A 15,869-nucleotide genomic window follows, 5' to 3' on the forward strand; every position below is an offset into this window, starting at 1 on the left:
CAGTCCATTGTGGGAGCCGGCCGGCGGCGCGGGCGCGTCCGCCTCTCGGTGATTTCCCGGATGCGGGCACCGGCTTGCCGGTGCTGGGACAATCCGCACCCTATGGAAAAGCAGCGCATCGTGGTGGGCCTGAGCGGCGGAGTGGACTCCGCGGTCACGGCGCACCTGCTGAAACAGCAAGGCCACGAGGTGGTCGGCATCTTCATGAAGAACTGGGAAGACGATGACGACAGCGAGTACTGCTCGTCGAACATCGACTTCGTCGACGCGGCCAGCGTGGCCGACGTGCTGGGCATCGAGATCGAGCACGTCAACTTCGCCGCCGACTACAAGGACCGCGTGTTCGCCGAATTCCTGCGCGAGTACCAGGCCGGGCGCACGCCCAATCCCGACGTCCTGTGCAATGCCGAGATCAAGTTCAAGGCCTTTCTCGACCATGCGATGCGGCTCGGGGCAGAGAAGATCGCCACCGGCCACTATGCCCGCGTCCGGCGCAACGACTCCACCGGCCGGCACGAACTGCTCAAGGGCCTCGATCCGGCCAAGGACCAGAGCTATTTCCTGCACCGCCTGAACCAGGGCCAGTTGTCGAAGACCCTGTTTCCGGTCGGCGAACTGCGCAAGACCGAGGTGCGGCGCATTGCCGACGAGATCGGGCTGCCCAATGCGAAGAAGAAGGATTCGACCGGGATCTGCTTCATCGGCGAGCGGCCCTTTCGCGAGTTCCTCAATCGCTACATCTCGAAGGAGCCGGGGCCGATCCGCGACGAGCGCGGTCGCCAGATCGGCGAGCACCAGGGCTTGAGCTTCTACACGCTCGGGCAACGCCAGGGCCTCGGCATCGGTGGCATCAAGGCCAAGGGCGCGCAACGGGGCGCGGGCGACCACTCGCCGTGGTTCGTGGCGCGCAAGGATGTCGAGACCAACACCCTCTGGGTGGTGCAGGGGCATGACCATCCATGGCTGCTGTCACCGGTGCTGGAGGCCGATGACGCGAGTTGGGTGGCGGGCGACGCGCCGGCCGTTGGCGCCTATGGCGCGAAGTCACGCTACCGGCAGGCCGATGCGAGCTGCGAACTGCGCGACGGCGGCAACGGTGCTTTCCGGCTGAAGTTCGCGGAGCCCCAGTGGGCGGTGACGCCGGGGCAGTCGGCGGTGCTGTACGACGGGGAGATCTGCCTCGGTGGCGGGGTCATCAGCTCACCCTCAGGCTCCGCGCACTTCGTGTCGAATCACTAGGCTCGCCCCCAGGCTTGCCCACTTCGTGTGGCCGCGACCCCCTACCGGGGACAACACCGGCGGACCGGCGGAGCCGGATCCGCGGTGTTTCGGGAAATGGGTTCGGCGCTATTGCACCGAGTCGTCGATGTGGATGAGGGTCAGGGGGTGGCGTTTGCCTGCGAGGTAGTCTTCGACACACTGCAGGAGCAAGGGGCTGCGGTGGCGGGCGGTGCTGGCGCGGATCTCTTCGGCGGTCATCCACAGCGTGCGGACGATGCCGTGGTCCAAGGCGCGTCCCGATTCCAGTTCGCCGAGCGTGCCGGCGAAGGCGAAGCGGAGGTAGGTGATGTCTTCCTGCCGCCGCGTTCGCGCCATGTAGATGCCGATCAGGGCAGTGGGCGTGAAGTGGTGGGCTGTTTCTTCCAACGTCTCGCGCGCGCAGCCTTCGGCCGGGGATTCGCCGGGGTCGAGATGGCCGGCCGGCGTGTTGAGGAGTAGCCCCTCGTCGGTTTCTTCCTCGACAAGCAGGAAGCGGCCGTCCTGCTCGATCACCGCGGCCACTGTGACATTGGGCTTCCAGCGTTCTGCCATGTTCGTCATGCCTCGTGCAATGCCAGTGCCTCGCGCTCGACGGACGTCGGCTTCGGAAGCACCAGCGTGACGATACAGCCGGCGCCTTCGGCGCTGTCGATTTCCACCGATCCGCCGTGGCGCTGCACCACGGTTCGCACCAGCAACAGCCCGAGTCCGACCCCGTGGACTTCGGGATGGGCCTCGTGATTCAGTCGGTGGAAGGGCTGGAACAGTTGCGACTGCAGCTCGACCGGAATTCCGGGACCGTGGTCGCGGAACGCCACGCGCCAGTGCCGCTCGTCTTCCTGCACGCTGCATTCGAGGTCGGCGCCCGTCGGGGAATACTTGAGCGCGTTGCTCAGCACATTGGCCAGAGCACGCATCAACAGGTTGCGGTCGGCGATGCACTGCGCTTCGTCGAGCGCCTTGACCAGGACGATGCGCACCTGGCGCCGGCGCGCGCGCGCCCAGCTGTCGTCGATGGTCTGCTGGAGCAATGCGACCAGTTCGAGCAGTTCGGCACGAAAGGGCTCGGCCTCGGCGCGTGCGAGGTTAACGAAGCCATCGGCCAGTTCGAGCCCTGTGTGGGCCTGGCGTTCGATGCGCGCGAGCAACGATCCGTCGGCGAAGGTTTCGGGCCGCTCGCGCGCCAGTTCGATGATGGTGAGGATCGTCGCGCTGGGCTCGCGCGCGTCGTGCGCGATGAAGCGGAGCGCTTCGTCGCGCTGGCCCTGCGCGCGCCGCATTTCCGTGATGTCGACCAGCGATACCATCCAGCCGGCGTGTTCGTTGCCCGCGTCGAAGAAGGGCACGCAGCGCAGGAGGACGGCGCGGCCTCGGGGATCTTCACCCTCGCCCAGGATCGCTCGCAGCTCGCCGAGCAAGGCGCCTTTCGGCATCATCGGCGCGCCGTTGCTGCGCGAGCGGATGCCGGCCAGGAGCCCATGGGCGTCCTGGCCGTGGATGCCGCTGGTGCCGCGCTGCCAGTAGCGTTGCGCCGCGACGTTGGCGAGCACGACCCGGCCCTCGGTGCTGAGGGTCAGCGTCGGGTCGGGCAGATGGTCGATCCCGTCGCGCACGAATCGGTGCACGTCCTGCATGCGGCGCGCGGCGGCCCACGTGGCGTCCATCTGGCGGTCGAGAAAGTCGCCGACGTTCCGCTGCGCGGCGACGGGCCGGCGGCCGACATCGCGCAAGAGTTCTTCGGTGCCGCGGCGCAAGGATCGGATGGCCGCCGAAAGCCGCATGTGGCTCCACAGCGGATAGAGCGCCAGCAGCCCGGCAACGCCCGCCGCGGGAGCGAACAGCACGTTGATCGAAGGTTGGCCCAGGATGCCGATCAGCAGCGCGAGCATGGCCCCGATCAGCGCCATCACACCCAGCGGCCTCAGCCACAGCACGCCCAGCAGCGCCACCAGCAGCGGCCCCAGATTGAAGAGCAGGTCCTGCCAGGGAGCGGCGAACTTCACGTGCTGCCCGGCGAGCGATGCCTGCAGCATGTTGGCGAAGATCTCCACCCTGGGCATGAGGCCGGGCCGGTTCGGCGCCGAGTTGGCATGCGCATCGCCGAGTCCCGGCGCCGTGGAGCCCACGAGCACGTAGCGATCGCGAAACACGTCGGGATCCACGTTGCCGCGAAGCACGTCGACGTAGGAGACCGTCCTGAAGTGGGCGGGGCCGCGGGTGAACATGATCGCCTCCAGGTCGCGACGCAGCCAGGCGCGCGGCGTGTCATCGGGGTCCGGCGCAACGGCATCCGCGGGCTCGACGTCGGTTGGCGGCGTCGATGGCGCGCCAGCAGCCGCACGTGCAGCCGCAGCGTCGCGCAGCGCGATCGCGAAGTGCGGACGCATGCTTTGCGCGAAGCCTTCACGGAGATAGGCGCTGCGCGCGAGGCCATCCCCGTCGACCGACAGGTGGATGTGCCCGATGCCGGCAGCGGCCTTGGCCAGCACGGGGATGGGCAGAAGCTCCTGCGGCGAGCGCTGCCCGAAGGCCTGGAGGGCCGTTGGCAGCACCACGCAGCCGCTGTCGCGCACGGCGTTTGCGAGCACCGCATCGTCGCCCGGATGGCTGGCGTCGGGCTCGGCCGACAGCAGGTCGAAGCCGATGCACTTCGGCGACTGCGCGGCGATGGCGCGCAGCAATTCGGCATGCTGTGCGCGGCGCCACGGCCAGTGGCCGATCGCATCGAGGCTTTCCTGGTCGATGGCCACGATCACGATGGCGTCTGACGGCGGCGCGGCCAGCGCGGCGCGCGCGCTGTCCTGCAGCAGCCGGTCCGCCCTCGGCATCGGCTGGGTCAGGCTGAGCACGCTGACCAGCGACACCAGCGCGGACGCCAGCATCAGCCAGGGGCCGCGCCGCTGCGCCCAGCGCCAGCGTCCGGAAGGTAGCGCCAGGTCCGCCGGGTGCCGCGGACGCCCAGGGCTCATTCCGAATGGCTCGTCGTGTTGTAGAGCGGGCTGAGGACGGTGGCGTCGATGGACTCCAGCCGGTAGCCGAGGCCGTACACAGCGGAGAGAAGAAATCCGTTGGATGGCATCAGGTCCAGCTTCACGCGCAGGCGGGAGATGTGCGTGTCGAGCGAGCGCGAAGGCGATTCGCCCCCGACGCCCCACACCGCTTCGCGCAGATGTTCGCGCGACAGCAGGCGGCCGATGTTCTGGAACAGGAAGAGGGCCAGCTCGTATTCGCGGTGGCTCAGATCGGTCGTCTTTCCGTGCACCCGCAGGCTGCGCGTCGCTGGAACGAAGTGATAGGCGCCGAAGACCAGGTCGGCATCGTGCTGCGCCGGATAGGAGCGACGCAGCAGCGCGCGAACGCGGGCCTGCAGTTCGGCTACGCGGATCGGCTTGACCATGAAGTCATCGGCGCCGGCCGCGAGCCCCTCCACCATGTCCTTTTCTTCGCGCCGGTTCGTCACGAAGAGGATGGGGATGCGGCTGCTGAGATCCTCGCGGATCCATCGCACCACTCGCGGTCCCTGCACGTCGGGGAGGGTCCAATCGAGGATCAGCAGGTCGTATGTCTGCTGGCGGAGATCGCGCAACAGCGTTTTCCCATCGCTGAAGCCATGGCATTCGTGACCAATGCCTTCCATCGTGTGGCGGATCAGTTCGAGCTGGACCGCCTCGTCGTCGAGCGCTGCAATTCGCATTCCATTCCCTGTATCTCGTTATTCGTGCCGAAGTCTCTTGATCGGTCACGTGCCGGGAGTGTACCTATTGACGCGCGTTTCGGCGTGGCGATTTGTTCACGCGATCAATGGGTGCATACCCCAATGTCGCTATCGATTTGGTAGCGTCAAGCGCTGTGTGGACGCAGACGCAACATACTTGAAGCAGCGCCTCTGGGACAACTTGTGGGGCGCGTCTTCATGTAAGCTCGGCGCGAAATTTCAATGCTGCCCTGAGGAGAAGTCCATGCTGATAGGCGTGCCGGCCGAAACTGCGCTAGGCGAAACCCGTGTCGCCGTCACTCCGGAGACGGCGAAAAAGCTCACGGCGCAGGGCCACACCGTGCGTGTGCAGTCAGGCGCCGGCGTTGCCGCCAGCGTCACCGATGCGGCCTACCAGGCCGCCGGTGCCGAGATCACCGACCAGGCCGGGGCCTTCGGCGCCGACATCGTTCTCAAGGTGCGCTCGCCGTTCGACAACGAGATCGCGCTGATGAAGCCGGGCACCGTTGTCATCGGCATGCTCAATCCCTTCGATACCGCCGGCCTGCAACGGCTTGCGGCGGCAGGGCTCGCCGCCTTCGCGCTCGAGGCCGCCCCGCGCACCACGCGCGCGCAGAGCATGGACGTGCTGTCCTCGCAGGCCAACATCGCGGGCTACAAGGCCGTGATGATCGCGGCCGACAGATACCAGCGCTTCTTCCCCATGCTGATGACCGCGGCCGGCACGGTGAAAGCGGCGCGTGTCGTCATCCTGGGTGTCGGCGTTGCGGGCTTGCAGGCGATCGCCACGGCCAAGCGGCTGGGCGCCGTCATCGAGGCTTCGGACGTGCGCCCGAGCGTCAAGGAACAGATCGAGTCGCTGGGCGGCAAGTTCATCGAGGTGTCCTACGACACGGATGAAGAAAAAGAAGCCGCTGTCGGTGTCGGTGGCTACGCCAAGCCGATGCCGCCGAGCTGGCTGGCGCGCCAGCAGGTCGAGGTCGCCAAGCGCGTGGCGCTGGCCGACATCGTGATCAGCACCGCGCTGATCCCGGGCCGCGCCGCGCCGACGCTGATCACCGAGGACATGGTGAAGTCGATGAAGCCGGGTTCGGTCATCGTGGACATCGCCGCAGGCAAGGGGCCTGATGGCGTCGGCGGCAACTGTCCGCTTTCCGAGGCCGACAAGACGGTGGTGAAACACGGCGTGACGATCGTCGGAGAGACCAATCTCGCTGCACTGGTCGCGGCGGACGCCTCCTCGCTCTATGCGCGCAACGTGCTCGACTTCCTGAAGCTCATCGTGACCAAGGAAGGCACGCTGAAGATCGACCTCGAAGACGACATCGTGGCGGCCTGCCGCATGGCGCAAGACGGCCAGGTCACGAAGAAATAAGCGAACCAGCGAACCGCGAGGAGAAGCAGCCATGGATCCCGTTTCACACACCGTCATCAACCTCATCATCTTCGTGCTGGCCATCTACGTCGGCTATCACGTGGTGTGGACTGTCACGCCGGCGTTGCACACGCCGCTGATGGCGGTCACCAACGCCATCTCGGCGATCGTGATCGTCGGCGCCATGCTGGCGGCGGCGCTCACCGAAAGCGGCCTGGGCAAGACCATGGGCGTGCTGGCGGTCGCGCTCGCGGCGGTGAACGTCTTCGGCGGCTTCCTGGTCACCCGGCGCATGCTGGAGATGTTCAAGAAGAAGGACAAGAAGGCACCTGCTGCCGAAAAGGGGAATGCAGCATGAGCGCCGCACGACCGCTCGAAGGCGCGGGCCCCCTTGAGGGGGTGCGCGAAGCACACGAAGTGGCAAGCCTGGGGGAGAGCCAATAATGTCCATGAACGTTGTCACGCTGCTGTACCTCATCGCGTCGGTCTGCTTCATCCAGGCCCTCAAGGGCCTCTCCCACCCCACGACGTCCATCCGCGGCAACATCTTCGGCATGGTCGGCATGGCCATCGCCATGCTGACCACCGCGGCATTGATCGTCCAACTCTCCGGCGGCAAGGCCATGGGCATGGCCTGGGTGCTGCTGGGCGTGGTCGTCGGCGGCGGCTACGGCGCCTACCGCGCCAAGACCGTCGAGATGACGCAGATGCCCGAGTTGGTGGCCTTCTTCCACAGCATGATCGGCCTGGCGGCCGTCTTCATCGCGGTGGCCGCGGTGGTCGAGCCCTGGGCCTTCGGCATCACGCCGGCACCGGTCGCGGCTGCCGTGGGTGTCAACACGCCCGAAGGGGCTGCCGTCATCGACGGCTTCCTGCGCTACGCCATTCCAGCGGGCAACCGGCTGGAGCTGTTCCTGGGCGCGGCCATCGGTGCCATCACCTTCAGCGGCTCGGTCATCGCCTTCGGCAAGCTCTCGGGCAAGTACAAGTTCCGGCTGTTCCAGGGTGCGCCGGTGCAGTTCAAGGGCCAGCACATGCTCAACCTCGTGCTGGGCCTGCTGACCATCGGCCTCGGGCTGGTCTACATGGCCACCGAGAGCTGGGCCGCCTTCCTCGCGATGCTGCTGCTGGCCTTCGTGATGGGCGTGCTGATCATCATCCCGATCGGCGGCGCCGACATGCCGGTGGTGGTGTCGATGCTCAACAGCTACTCGGGCTGGGCGGCGGCGGGTATCGGCTTCAGCCTGAACAACGCGATGCTGATCGTGGCCGGTTCGCTGGTGGGCTCCTCGGGTGCGATCCTGAGCTACATCATGTGCAAGGCGATGAACCGCTCGTTCTTCAACGTGATCCTGGGCGGCTTCGGCGGTGAGGCGGCCAGTGCCGCTACCGGTGCCAAGGAGCAGCGCCCGGTCAAGAGCGGCAGCGCCGATGACGCGGCCTTCGTTCTCTCCAATGCCGAGACCGTGATCATCGTGCCGGGCTATGGCCTCGCCGTGGCGCGCGCGCAGCACGCCGTGAAGGAGCTCGCCGCCAAGCTCACCGAGCACGGCGTGACCGTCAAGTACGCGATCCATCCCGTGGCGGGGCGCATGCCGGGCCACATGAACGTGCTGCTGGCGGAAGCCGAAGTGCCCTACGACCAGGTGTTCGAGATGGAAGACATCAACGGCGAGTTCGGCCAGGCCGACGTCGCGATCATCCTGGGCGCCAACGACGTGGTGAACCCGGCCGCGCTGCAGAAGGGAACGCCGATCTACGGCATGCCGATCCTGGAGGCCTACAAGGCCAAGACGGTGATCGTGAACAAGCGTTCGATGGCCGCGGGCTACGCAGGCCTGGACAACGAACTGTTCTACATGGACAAGACCATGATGGTCTTCGGCGACGCCAAGAAGGTGGTCGAGGACATGGCGAAGGCAATCGAGTAATTTTCGGCGCCGCGCTTGAAAACCACGGGCCGCGCAGTGTCGCGGCCCGTGCCGCATCCGATCGTCAAGTTACGATGGCGGCAAATTTCCTTACAAGATTTCGCACTGGAGACTCACTGTGACTGATCGCCCCTGGCTCGGCAGCTATCCGCAAGGCGTGCCCGCCGACATCGACGCCTCGCGCTACCCCTCGCTGGTCGCGCTGATGGAAGAAAGCTTTTCCAAATACGCCGACCGTACGGCCTATAGCTTCATGGGCAAGGACGTGAGCTACGCCGACGTCGACCGTCAGAGTCGCGCCTTCGCTGGCTATCTGCAGGGCCTCGGCCTCGTCAAGGGTGACCGCATCGCGGTGATGATGCCCAACTGTCCGCAGTACCCGATCGCGGTGGCCGGCCTGTTGCGCGCCGGCCTGATCCTCGTCAACGTGAACCCGCTCTACACGCCGCGGGAGCTGGAGCACCAGCTCAAGGATTCCGGCTCCAAGGCGATCGTCATCATGGAGAACTTCGGCACCACGCTGCAGCAATGCATCGCGGCCACGCCGGTCAAGCACGTCGTGCTGGCCGCGATGGGCGACCGGCTGGGCCTGCTCAAGGGAACGCTGGTCAACTACGTGGTGCGAAACGTCAAGAAGATGGTGCCCCAGTACAGCCTGCCCGGCGCGGTGCGTTTCAACGAGGCGCTCGAAAAGGGCGCGTCGCGCACCGTCCAGCCGGCGGCGATCGGCCCCGACGACGTCGCGGTGCTGCAATACACCGGCGGCACCACGGGCGTGTCGAAGGGTGCGGTGCTGCTGCATCGCAATGTGATCGCCAACGTGCTGCAGTCTGAAGCCTGGAACGATCCGGTCATGCAGAAGGTGCCCGCCGGCGAGCAGCCGACCAGCGTGTGCGCGCTGCCGCTGTATCACATCTTCGCCTTCACCGTGAACATGATGCTGAGCATGCGCACGGGCGGAAAGCTGATCCTGATCCCGAACCCGCGCGACATCGCCGGCGTGCTCAAGGAGTTGTCGAAGCACACCTTCCACAGCTTTCCCGCCGTCAACACGCTGTTCAATGGCCTCGCGAACCATCCTGATTTCAACACCGTCAACTGGAAGAACCTGAAGGTCTCCGTCGGCGGCGGCATGGCGGTGCAGGGCGCGGTGGCCAAGCTGTGGCTCGACAAGACGGGCTGCCCGATCTGCGAAGGCTATGGCCTTTCCGAAACCTCGCCCTCGGTCACCTGCAATCCGACGACGAGCATCGCGTACACCGGCACGATCGGCGTGCCCTTGCCCAGCACCTACGTGAAGCTGCTCGATGACGACGGCCATGATGTCGCCCCGGGCCAGGCCGGCGAAGTCGCGGTCAAGGGGCCGCAGGTGATGGCCGGCTACTGGCAGCGGCCCGACGAAACAGCCAAGGTCATGACCGCCGACGGCTACTTCAAGACCGGCGACGTCGGCGTGGTCGACGAACGCGGCTACTTCAAGATCGTCGATCGCAAGAAGGACATGATCCTGGTATCGGGCTTCAACGTGTACCCGAACGAGATCGAGGACGTGGTCGCGCAGATCCCTGGCGTGCTCGAATGCGCCGCGGTGGGCGTTGCCGACGACAAGACCGGCGAGACCGTGAAGCTCGTGATCGTCAAGAAGGACGCCGACCTCACCGAGGCCGCGATCCGCGAGTTCTGCCGCGCGAACCTCACCGGCTACAAGCAGCCGCGTGTCATCGAGTTCCGTACGGACCTCCCCAAGACGCCGGTCGGCAAGATCCTGCGACGCGAACTGCGCGACGTCAAAAAGTAAGGGTTCGGCCCGGGACGCGACCCGGCATCGCTCTTGCATATTGGGACTGAATGTTCCGATTCATCCTGACCCGCGCCAGCCTCCTCGTGCCGACCTTCATCGGCATGACGCTGCTCGCGTTTTTCCTGATCCGGCTGGTGCCGGGCGACCCCATCGAGACGCTCGCCGGCGAGCGCGGCATCGATCCGGTGCGGCACGCGCAGTTGCTGAAGGACTATGGCCTCGACAAGCCGCTCTTCACGCAATACGGCATCTATATCGAGCGCGTGATGCACGGCGACCTGGGCAAGTCGGTCATCACGCAGGAGCCGGTGATGAGCGAGTTTCTCGCGCTCTTCCCGGCCACCGTCGAGTTGGCGGTGTGCGCCATCCTCTTCGCGCTCTTGCTCGGCATTCCGGCGGGCATCATCGCGGCGGTCAAGCGCAACTCGCTGTTCGACCACGGGGTGATGGCGACCTCGCTCACCGGCTATTCGATGCCCATCTTCTGGTGGGGGTTGCTGCTGATCCTGTTCTTTTCGGTGCAGCTCGGATGGACGCCGGTCTCGGGCCGCATCGCGGTGCAGTACTACATCGAGCCAGTGACCGGCTTCCTTCTGATCGACTCGTTGCTGTCGGATGACAAGGGCGCGTTCTTCTCGGCGCTGCAGCACCTGATCCTGCCGGCCATCGTGCTGGGCACCAACACGCTGGCGGTGATCGCGCGGATGACGCGGTCGGCCATGCTCGAGGTGCTCGGCGAGGACTACATCCGCACTGCGCGCGCGAAGGGCCTTGCGCCGCTGCGCGTGGTGGGCGTGCACGCGCTGCGCAACGCGCTCATCCCGGTGGTCACGGTCATCGGGCTGCAGGTGGGTGTGCTCTTCACGGGCGCCATCCTGACCGAGACGATCTTTTCCTGGCCCGGTGTCGGCAAGTGGCTGATCGAAGCCATCGGCCGGCGCGACTATCCGGTGCTCCAGGGTGGCATGCTGCTGCTCGGCGTCATCGTAATGGTGGTCAACGTCGTGGTCGATCTGGCCTACGGCTTCATCAATCCCCGAATCCGGCAATCGCGATGAATACGGCCGCTGTTCCTGTCGAAAGAAACTCGGCGCCGCCAGGGCCCTGGCGTGAGTTCTGGGGCTCGTTCTCGGCCAATCGCGGCGCGGTCATCGGCCTGGGCGTGGTGGTAGTGCTGCTGCTGGTGGCGCTGTTTGCACCGTGGATCGCGCCCCATGCGCCCAACCAGACCGACAGCACGGCGTTCCTGCGGCCTCCCGCCTGGCAGGAGGGAGGCACGGCAACGCACGTTCTGGGCACCGACGCCATCGGCCGGGACATCCTGTCGCGGCTCATGTACGGCGCACGGCTCTCGCTGTCGATCGGCATGGCCGTCGTTGCGATCTCGGTCGCGGTCGGCATCGCGCTGGGACTGATCGCGGGCTTCTTTCGCGGCGTGCTCGAGATCGCGATCATGCGGCTGATGGACGTGATCCTCACGCTGCCGAGCCTGCTGCTCGCGATCGTGATCGTCGCGATCCTCGGCCCGGGGCTGATCAATGCGATGCTGGCGGTCGCGATCGTGGTGCTGCCGCACTACGTGCGCATCACGCGCGCCGCCGTGATCTCCGAGGTCTCGCGCGATTACGTGACGGCCGCGCGCGTGAGCGGCGCAGGCACGCTGCGCCTGATGTTCCGCGAGGTGCTGCCCAACTGCGCCGCTCCGCTCATCGTGCAGGCTTCGCTGGGTGTCTCGACCGCCATCCTCGATGCGGCGGCGCTGGGCTTTCTCGGCCTGGGCGCGCAGCCGCCGTCGCCGGAGTGGGGAACGATGCTGGCCGATGCACGCGAGTTCGTCTTGCGCGCGTGGTGGGTGGTCACCTTTCCGGGTCTCGCGATCCTCGCAGCCGTCCTCGCGTTCAACCTGCTGGGTGACGGCCTGCGCGATGCGCTCGATCCCAAACTGAAGCGCTAGTCATGAAGCTCGCCCCCAGCCTCGCCCACTTCGTGTGGCTCGGACACCCCCTCCGGGGGCAACCCCTGCGGACCGGCAAGGCCGGTTCCGTCGGGTTCCTGGACTCGGCCGCGACGGGTTCGCGTGCGGAGGGCGCCGATGCCGCTGCTTGATATACGCGATCTGCATGTCGAGTTCCCCACGCAAGGCGGCACGCTGCACGCGGTCGATGGCGTGAGCCTTCGCCTGGAGCAGGGCGAGGTGCTCGGCATCGTCGGCGAATCGGGCTCGGGCAAGAGCGTCACGATGATGGCGCTGATGGGTCTCATCGGCTGGCCCGGCCGCGTGCGTGCGCAGCACCTGCGCTTCGCCGGCCATGACTTGCTCGGCATCTCCGACAAGGAGCGGCGCAGCCTCGTCGGCAAGGACGTCGCCATGATCTTCCAGGAGCCGACGACGAGCCTCAATCCCTGCTTCACCATCGGCTGGCAGTTGATGGAGACCTTGCGCCTGCACCTGAACCTCGACAAGCGCGAGGCGAAGAAGCGCGCGACCGAACTGCTCGAGCAGGTGGGCATCCCGGCCGCGTCGTCGCGCCTCGGTGCCTATCCGCACCAGTTGTCGGGCGGCATGAACCAGCGCGTGATGATCGCGATGGCGATCGCCTGCAATCCGCGCCTGCTGATCGCCGACGAGCCGACCACCGCGCTCGACGTGACGATCCAGGCACAGATCCTCGACCTGTTGCGCAGCCTGCAGAAGGAGCGCGGCATGGGGCTGGTGCTGATCACGCACAACATGGGCGTGGTCAGCGAGATGGCGCAGCGCGTGGCCGTGATGTATGCGGGGCAGGTGATGGAGGAGCGCGGCGTGGCCGAGCTGTTCGCCGCGCCTCAGCACCCTTACACGGCGGCGTTGCTCGCGGCCTTGCCCGAGCGCACGGCGGGGGAAGGTCGGCTGGCCACCATCGCGGGCGTGGTGCCGGGGGTGCACGACCGGCCGGTCGGATGCCTCTTCGCGCCGCGCTGCACCTATGCCACGGCGCACTCGCGCACCGTTCGGCCCGAGCTGCGGGAGTGGATGGGCGGGCAGGTGCGTTGCCACTACGCGCTCGGCGATCCGCAGCGCAACGAGGCGCTGGCACGCGATGGTTCGCAGGTGGTGGAGTTCGTGCGATGAGCGAAGTAGTCGTCGAGGCGAAAGGGCTGCAGCGCGTCTATTCGGTCCGGCGCGGGCTCTTCCGGGCGCCTGCGCATCTGCAAGCGGTCGGCAACATCTCCTTCAAGCTGGAGAAGGGCCGCACGCTCGCTGTGGTCGGCGAATCGGGCTGCGGCAAGTCGACCTTGGCGCGCATGGTCGCGCTGATCGAGAAGCCCACGGCGGGCTCCCTGACCTTGGTGGGCCACGATGCGGTCGACCCCCCCGCGGAGCGCCGGCGCGAACTGCGGCAAGCCGTACAGCTCGTGTTCCAGAACCCCTACGGTTCGCTCAACCCGCGCAAGAAGATCTCGGCCGTGCTCGAAGACCCGCTGGCGATCAACACATCGCTCGGCAAGTCGGAGCGCGCGGCGAAGGCCCGCGACATGCTGGCGCGCGTCGGTCTGCGGCCCGAATACGCCAACCGCTATCCGCACATGTTCTCGGGCGGCCAGCGCCAGCGCATCGCGATCGCGCGCGCGCTGATGCTCGACCCGCGCCTGCTGGTGGCCGACGAGCCTGTGTCCGCGCTCGACGTGTCGATCCAGGCACAGGTGCTGAACCTGCTCGCGGACCTGCAGGCCGACCTGGGGTTGTCCTATCTCTTCATCTCGCACGACCTCGGTGTGGTGCGCCACATCGCGCACGACGTGCTGGTGATGTACCTGGGCCATGCGGTGGAGCAAGGCCCCAAGGCGCGCATCTTCGCGCGGCCGCTTCACCCTTACACGCAGGCGCTGCTGGCCTCGACGCCCGGTCTCGCGGCGGAGCGCATCGTGCTGAAGGGCGAGCTGCCTTCGCCGCTGTCGCCGCCGTCGGGATGCGTGTTCAACACGCGGTGCGCGCACGCCACCGAGCGCTGCCGCACGGAACGGCCACTGCCGCGCCTGCTCGACGAACGCATGGTGGCCTGCCACCATGCCGAAAAGTTTCTCGATGGTGCGGCGGAAGTCCGTGCCGATCATTCCCTGCCCGCGTAAGTGCGGATTCAACCCTGAAGGAGTCGACCGACATGTCCCCCACTTCCAAACTCTCGCGCCGCCTACGCACCGCAGCGCTGCTGGCGCCGGCGGCGCTCGCGCTCGCCTGCGGCGCCGCTTCGGCCAAGACCCTGGTCTATTGCTCGGAAGGCAGCCCCGAGAACTTCTATGCGGCAGTGAACACCACCGGTACCTCCTTCGACGCCACCACGCAGGTCTACAACAACCTCGTCGACTTCGAGCGCGGCACGACCAAGGTGGTGCCGGGCCTCGCCGAGAGCTGGACCATTTCGCCCGACGGCACGGAATACACCTTCAAGCTGCGCAAGGGCGTGAAGTGGCACAACACGGCCAAGAGTTTCAAGCCGACGCGCGACTTCAATGCCGACGACGTCATCTTCATGATGGAGCGCCAGTGGAAGGAGAACGACCCCTATTTCAAGGTCACGAGCCCGAACCACTCGTACTTCAACGACATGGGCATGCCCAAGCTGCTGAAGTCCATCGACCGCATCGATGACTACACGGTGAAGTTCACGCTGAACAAGCCCGAGGCGCCCTTCCTGGCCAACCTCGCGATGCCCTACGCCGGCATCCAGTCAAAGGAATATGCGATCGCGATGCTCAAGGCCGGCACGCCGGAGAAGATCGACCAGGATCCGATCGGCACCGGACCGTTCTATCTCGTGCAGTACCAGAAGGACGCCATCGTTCGCTTCAAGGCCTTTCCGCAGTACTGGGGTGGCAAGGCCAAGATCGACGACCTGATCTTCGCGATCACGCCCGACGCATCGGTGCGCTGGGCCAAGCTGCAGAAGGGCGAGTGCCATGTGATGCCCTACCCGAACCCCGCCGACCTGGACGCGATCCGCAAGGACCCCAACGTGCAGGTGCTGGAGCAGGCCGGCCTCAACGTCGGCTACCTCGCCTACAACACGCAGAAGAAGCCCTTCGACGACGTGCGCGTGCGCAAGGCGCTCAACATGGCGATCAACAAGAAGGCCATCATCGACGGCGTCTACCTCAGCACCGGCGTCGCCGCCAAGAACCCGATCCCGCCGACCATGTGGTCGTACAACGATGCGATCAAGGACGATCCGTACGACCCCGAAGCCGCGAAGAAGCTGCTTGCGCAGGCGGGCTACCCGGATGGCTTCACCACCGACCTGTGGGCGATGCCGGTTCAGCGCCCCTACAACCCGAACGCCAAGCGCATCGCCGAACTGATGCAGGCCGACCTCGCGAAGATCGGCGTCAAGGCCGAGATCAAGTCCTTCGAATGGGGTGAATACCGCAAGCGCATGCAGGCCGGCGAACACCAGATGGGCATGCTCGGCTGGACGGGCGACAACGGCGATCCGGACAACTTCCTCTACACCCTGCTGGGCTGCGCCTCGGCGCAATCGAACGGCAGCAACGTGGCGAAGTTCTGCTACAAGCCCTACGAGGATCTGGTCGTGCAGGCGAAGAACGTGCCCAAGCAGGCCGAGCGCGATGCGCTCTACAAGAAGGCGCAGGTGATGTTCAAGGAGCAGGCGCCGTGGTTCACGATCGCACACGCCGTGCAGTTGAAGCCGGTGCGCAAGGAAGTCGTCGACTTCAAGCTCAGCCCGTTCGGCCGCCACACCTTCTACGGCGTGGATATCAAGCAATAGTGGAATAGCGGCTTGAGCCACG

General features: G+C 66.3%; 13 protein-coding genes. 10 read left to right on the forward strand and 3 right to left on the reverse strand.

Annotated features, from left to right (window positions below):
• Positions 1-102 precede the first annotated feature (102 nt).
• Positions 103-1,239, forward strand: coding sequence for a tRNA 2-thiouridine(34) synthase MnmA (mnmA, locus tag QTH97_RS14755; RefSeq protein ID WP_286568975.1), 1,137 nt, complete (start codon positions 103-105; stop codon positions 1,237-1,239).
• A gap of 108 nt (positions 1,240-1,347) precedes the next feature.
• Here the strand turns inward: mnmA and QTH97_RS14760 are convergent, their stop codons facing one another.
• From QTH97_RS14760 to QTH97_RS14770, 3 genes are read right to left on the reverse strand one after another with little or no spacing between them, the layout of a single operon-like run.
• Positions 1,348-1,812, reverse strand: coding sequence for an NUDIX hydrolase (locus tag QTH97_RS14760; protein WP_286569106.1), 465 nt, complete (start codon positions 1,810-1,812; stop codon positions 1,348-1,350).
• Positions 1,813-1,817: 5 nt separating this feature from the next.
• Positions 1,818-4,229, reverse strand: coding sequence for a CHASE2 domain-containing protein (locus tag QTH97_RS14765; protein ID WP_286568976.1), 2,412 nt, complete (start codon positions 4,227-4,229; stop codon positions 1,818-1,820).
• Positions 4,226-4,954 carry a response regulator transcription factor gene (locus tag QTH97_RS14770; RefSeq protein WP_286568977.1) on the reverse strand — a complete coding sequence of 243 codons (729 nt, stop codon included), beginning with the start codon at positions 4,952-4,954 and terminating at the stop codon, positions 4,226-4,228. The genes QTH97_RS14765 and QTH97_RS14770 overlap by 4 nt, the downstream gene beginning before the upstream one ends.
• A 265-nt stretch (positions 4,955-5,219) precedes the next feature.
• Here QTH97_RS14770 and QTH97_RS14775 point away from each other — a divergent pair, with 265 nt between their 5' ends.
• From QTH97_RS14775 to QTH97_RS14815, 9 genes are all read left to right on the forward strand, one after another.
• Positions 5,220-6,350 carry a Re/Si-specific NAD(P)(+) transhydrogenase subunit alpha gene (locus QTH97_RS14775; protein ID WP_286568978.1) on the forward strand — a complete coding sequence of 377 codons (1,131 nt, stop codon included), beginning with the start codon at positions 5,220-5,222 and terminating at the stop codon, positions 6,348-6,350.
• A gap of 31 nt (positions 6,351-6,381) precedes the next feature.
• A complete protein-coding gene (locus QTH97_RS14780) occupies positions 6,382-6,708 on the forward strand; it encodes an NAD(P) transhydrogenase subunit alpha part 2 (protein ID WP_286568979.1) in 327 nt (108 codons plus the stop codon).
• Between the two features lie 85 nt (positions 6,709-6,793).
• A complete protein-coding gene (locus QTH97_RS14785) occupies positions 6,794-8,281 on the forward strand; it encodes an NAD(P)(+) transhydrogenase (Re/Si-specific) subunit beta (protein WP_286568980.1) in 1,488 nt (495 codons plus the stop codon).
• A gap of 118 nt (positions 8,282-8,399) precedes the next feature.
• Positions 8,400-10,079, forward strand: a complete 1,680-nt coding sequence (locus tag QTH97_RS14790) for a long-chain-fatty-acid--CoA ligase (protein WP_286568981.1) — start codon at positions 8,400-8,402, stop codon at positions 10,077-10,079.
• A gap of 50 nt (positions 10,080-10,129) precedes the next feature.
• The gene (locus QTH97_RS14795) at positions 10,130-11,140 is read left to right on the forward strand and encodes an ABC transporter permease subunit (protein ID WP_286568982.1); all 1,011 of its coding nucleotides are present in this window, start codon (positions 10,130-10,132) and stop codon (positions 11,138-11,140) included.
• Positions 11,137-12,036 carry an ABC transporter permease subunit gene (locus QTH97_RS14800; RefSeq protein ID WP_286568983.1) on the forward strand — a complete coding sequence of 300 codons (900 nt, stop codon included), beginning with the start codon at positions 11,137-11,139 and terminating at the stop codon, positions 12,034-12,036. Before QTH97_RS14795 ends, QTH97_RS14800 begins: the two co-directional genes overlap by 4 nt.
• 138 nt (positions 12,037-12,174) lie before the next feature.
• Positions 12,175-13,194 (forward strand): ABC transporter ATP-binding protein, encoded by a 1,020-nt coding sequence (locus tag QTH97_RS14805; protein ID WP_286568984.1) that lies wholly within the window; start codon positions 12,175-12,177, stop codon positions 13,192-13,194.
• A complete protein-coding gene (locus QTH97_RS14810; protein ID WP_286568985.1) occupies positions 13,191-14,192 on the forward strand; it encodes a peptide ABC transporter ATP-binding protein in 1,002 nt (333 codons plus the stop codon). The genes QTH97_RS14805 and QTH97_RS14810 overlap by 4 nt, the downstream gene beginning before the upstream one ends.
• A 32-nt stretch (positions 14,193-14,224) precedes the next feature.
• Entirely contained in the window at positions 14,225-15,847 is a 1,623-nt protein-coding gene (locus QTH97_RS14815; protein WP_286568986.1) for an ABC transporter substrate-binding protein, read from the forward strand.
• The last annotated feature ends 22 nt before the right edge of the window (positions 15,848-15,869 follow it).

It is taken from the genome of Variovorax gracilis (genome assembly GCF_030317115.1).
GTDB classification, from domain to species: domain Bacteria; phylum Pseudomonadota; class Gammaproteobacteria; order Burkholderiales; family Burkholderiaceae_C; genus Variovorax; species Variovorax gracilis.

Bases quoted from the DNA above. Each gene is read 5' to 3' on its own strand.
- QTH97_RS14765 (WP_286568976.1), bottom strand. From the start codon at position 4,229: ATGAGCCCTGGGCGTCCGCGGCACCCGGCGGACCTGGCGCTACCTTCC.
- QTH97_RS14775 (WP_286568978.1), top strand. From the start codon at position 5,220: ATGCTGATAGGCGTGCCGGCCGAAACTGCGCTAGGCGAAACCCGTGTC.
- QTH97_RS14785 (WP_286568980.1), top strand. From the start codon at position 6,794: ATGTCCATGAACGTTGTCACGCTGCTGTACCTCATCGCGTCGGTCTGC.
- QTH97_RS14805 (WP_286568984.1), top strand. From the start codon at position 12,175: ATGCCGCTGCTTGATATACGCGATCTGCATGTCGAGTTCCCCACGCAA.
- QTH97_RS14810 (WP_286568985.1), top strand. From the start codon at position 13,191: ATGAGCGAAGTAGTCGTCGAGGCGAAAGGGCTGCAGCGCGTCTATTCG.
- QTH97_RS14780 (WP_286568979.1), top strand. From the start codon at position 6,382: ATGGATCCCGTTTCACACACCGTCATCAACCTCATCATCTTCGTGCTG.
- QTH97_RS14800 (WP_286568983.1), top strand. From the start codon at position 11,137: ATGAATACGGCCGCTGTTCCTGTCGAAAGAAACTCGGCGCCGCCAGGG.
- QTH97_RS14815 (WP_286568986.1), top strand. From the start codon at position 14,225: ATGTCCCCCACTTCCAAACTCTCGCGCCGCCTACGCACCGCAGCGCTG.
- QTH97_RS14770 (WP_286568977.1), bottom strand. From the start codon at position 4,954: ATGCGAATTGCAGCGCTCGACGACGAGGCGGTCCAGCTCGAACTGATC.
- mnmA (WP_286568975.1), top strand. From the start codon at position 103: ATGGAAAAGCAGCGCATCGTGGTGGGCCTGAGCGGCGGAGTGGACTCC.
- QTH97_RS14760 (WP_286569106.1), bottom strand. From the start codon at position 1,812: ATGGCAGAACGCTGGAAGCCCAATGTCACAGTGGCCGCGGTGATCGAG.
- QTH97_RS14795 (WP_286568982.1), top strand. From the start codon at position 10,130: ATGTTCCGATTCATCCTGACCCGCGCCAGCCTCCTCGTGCCGACCTTC.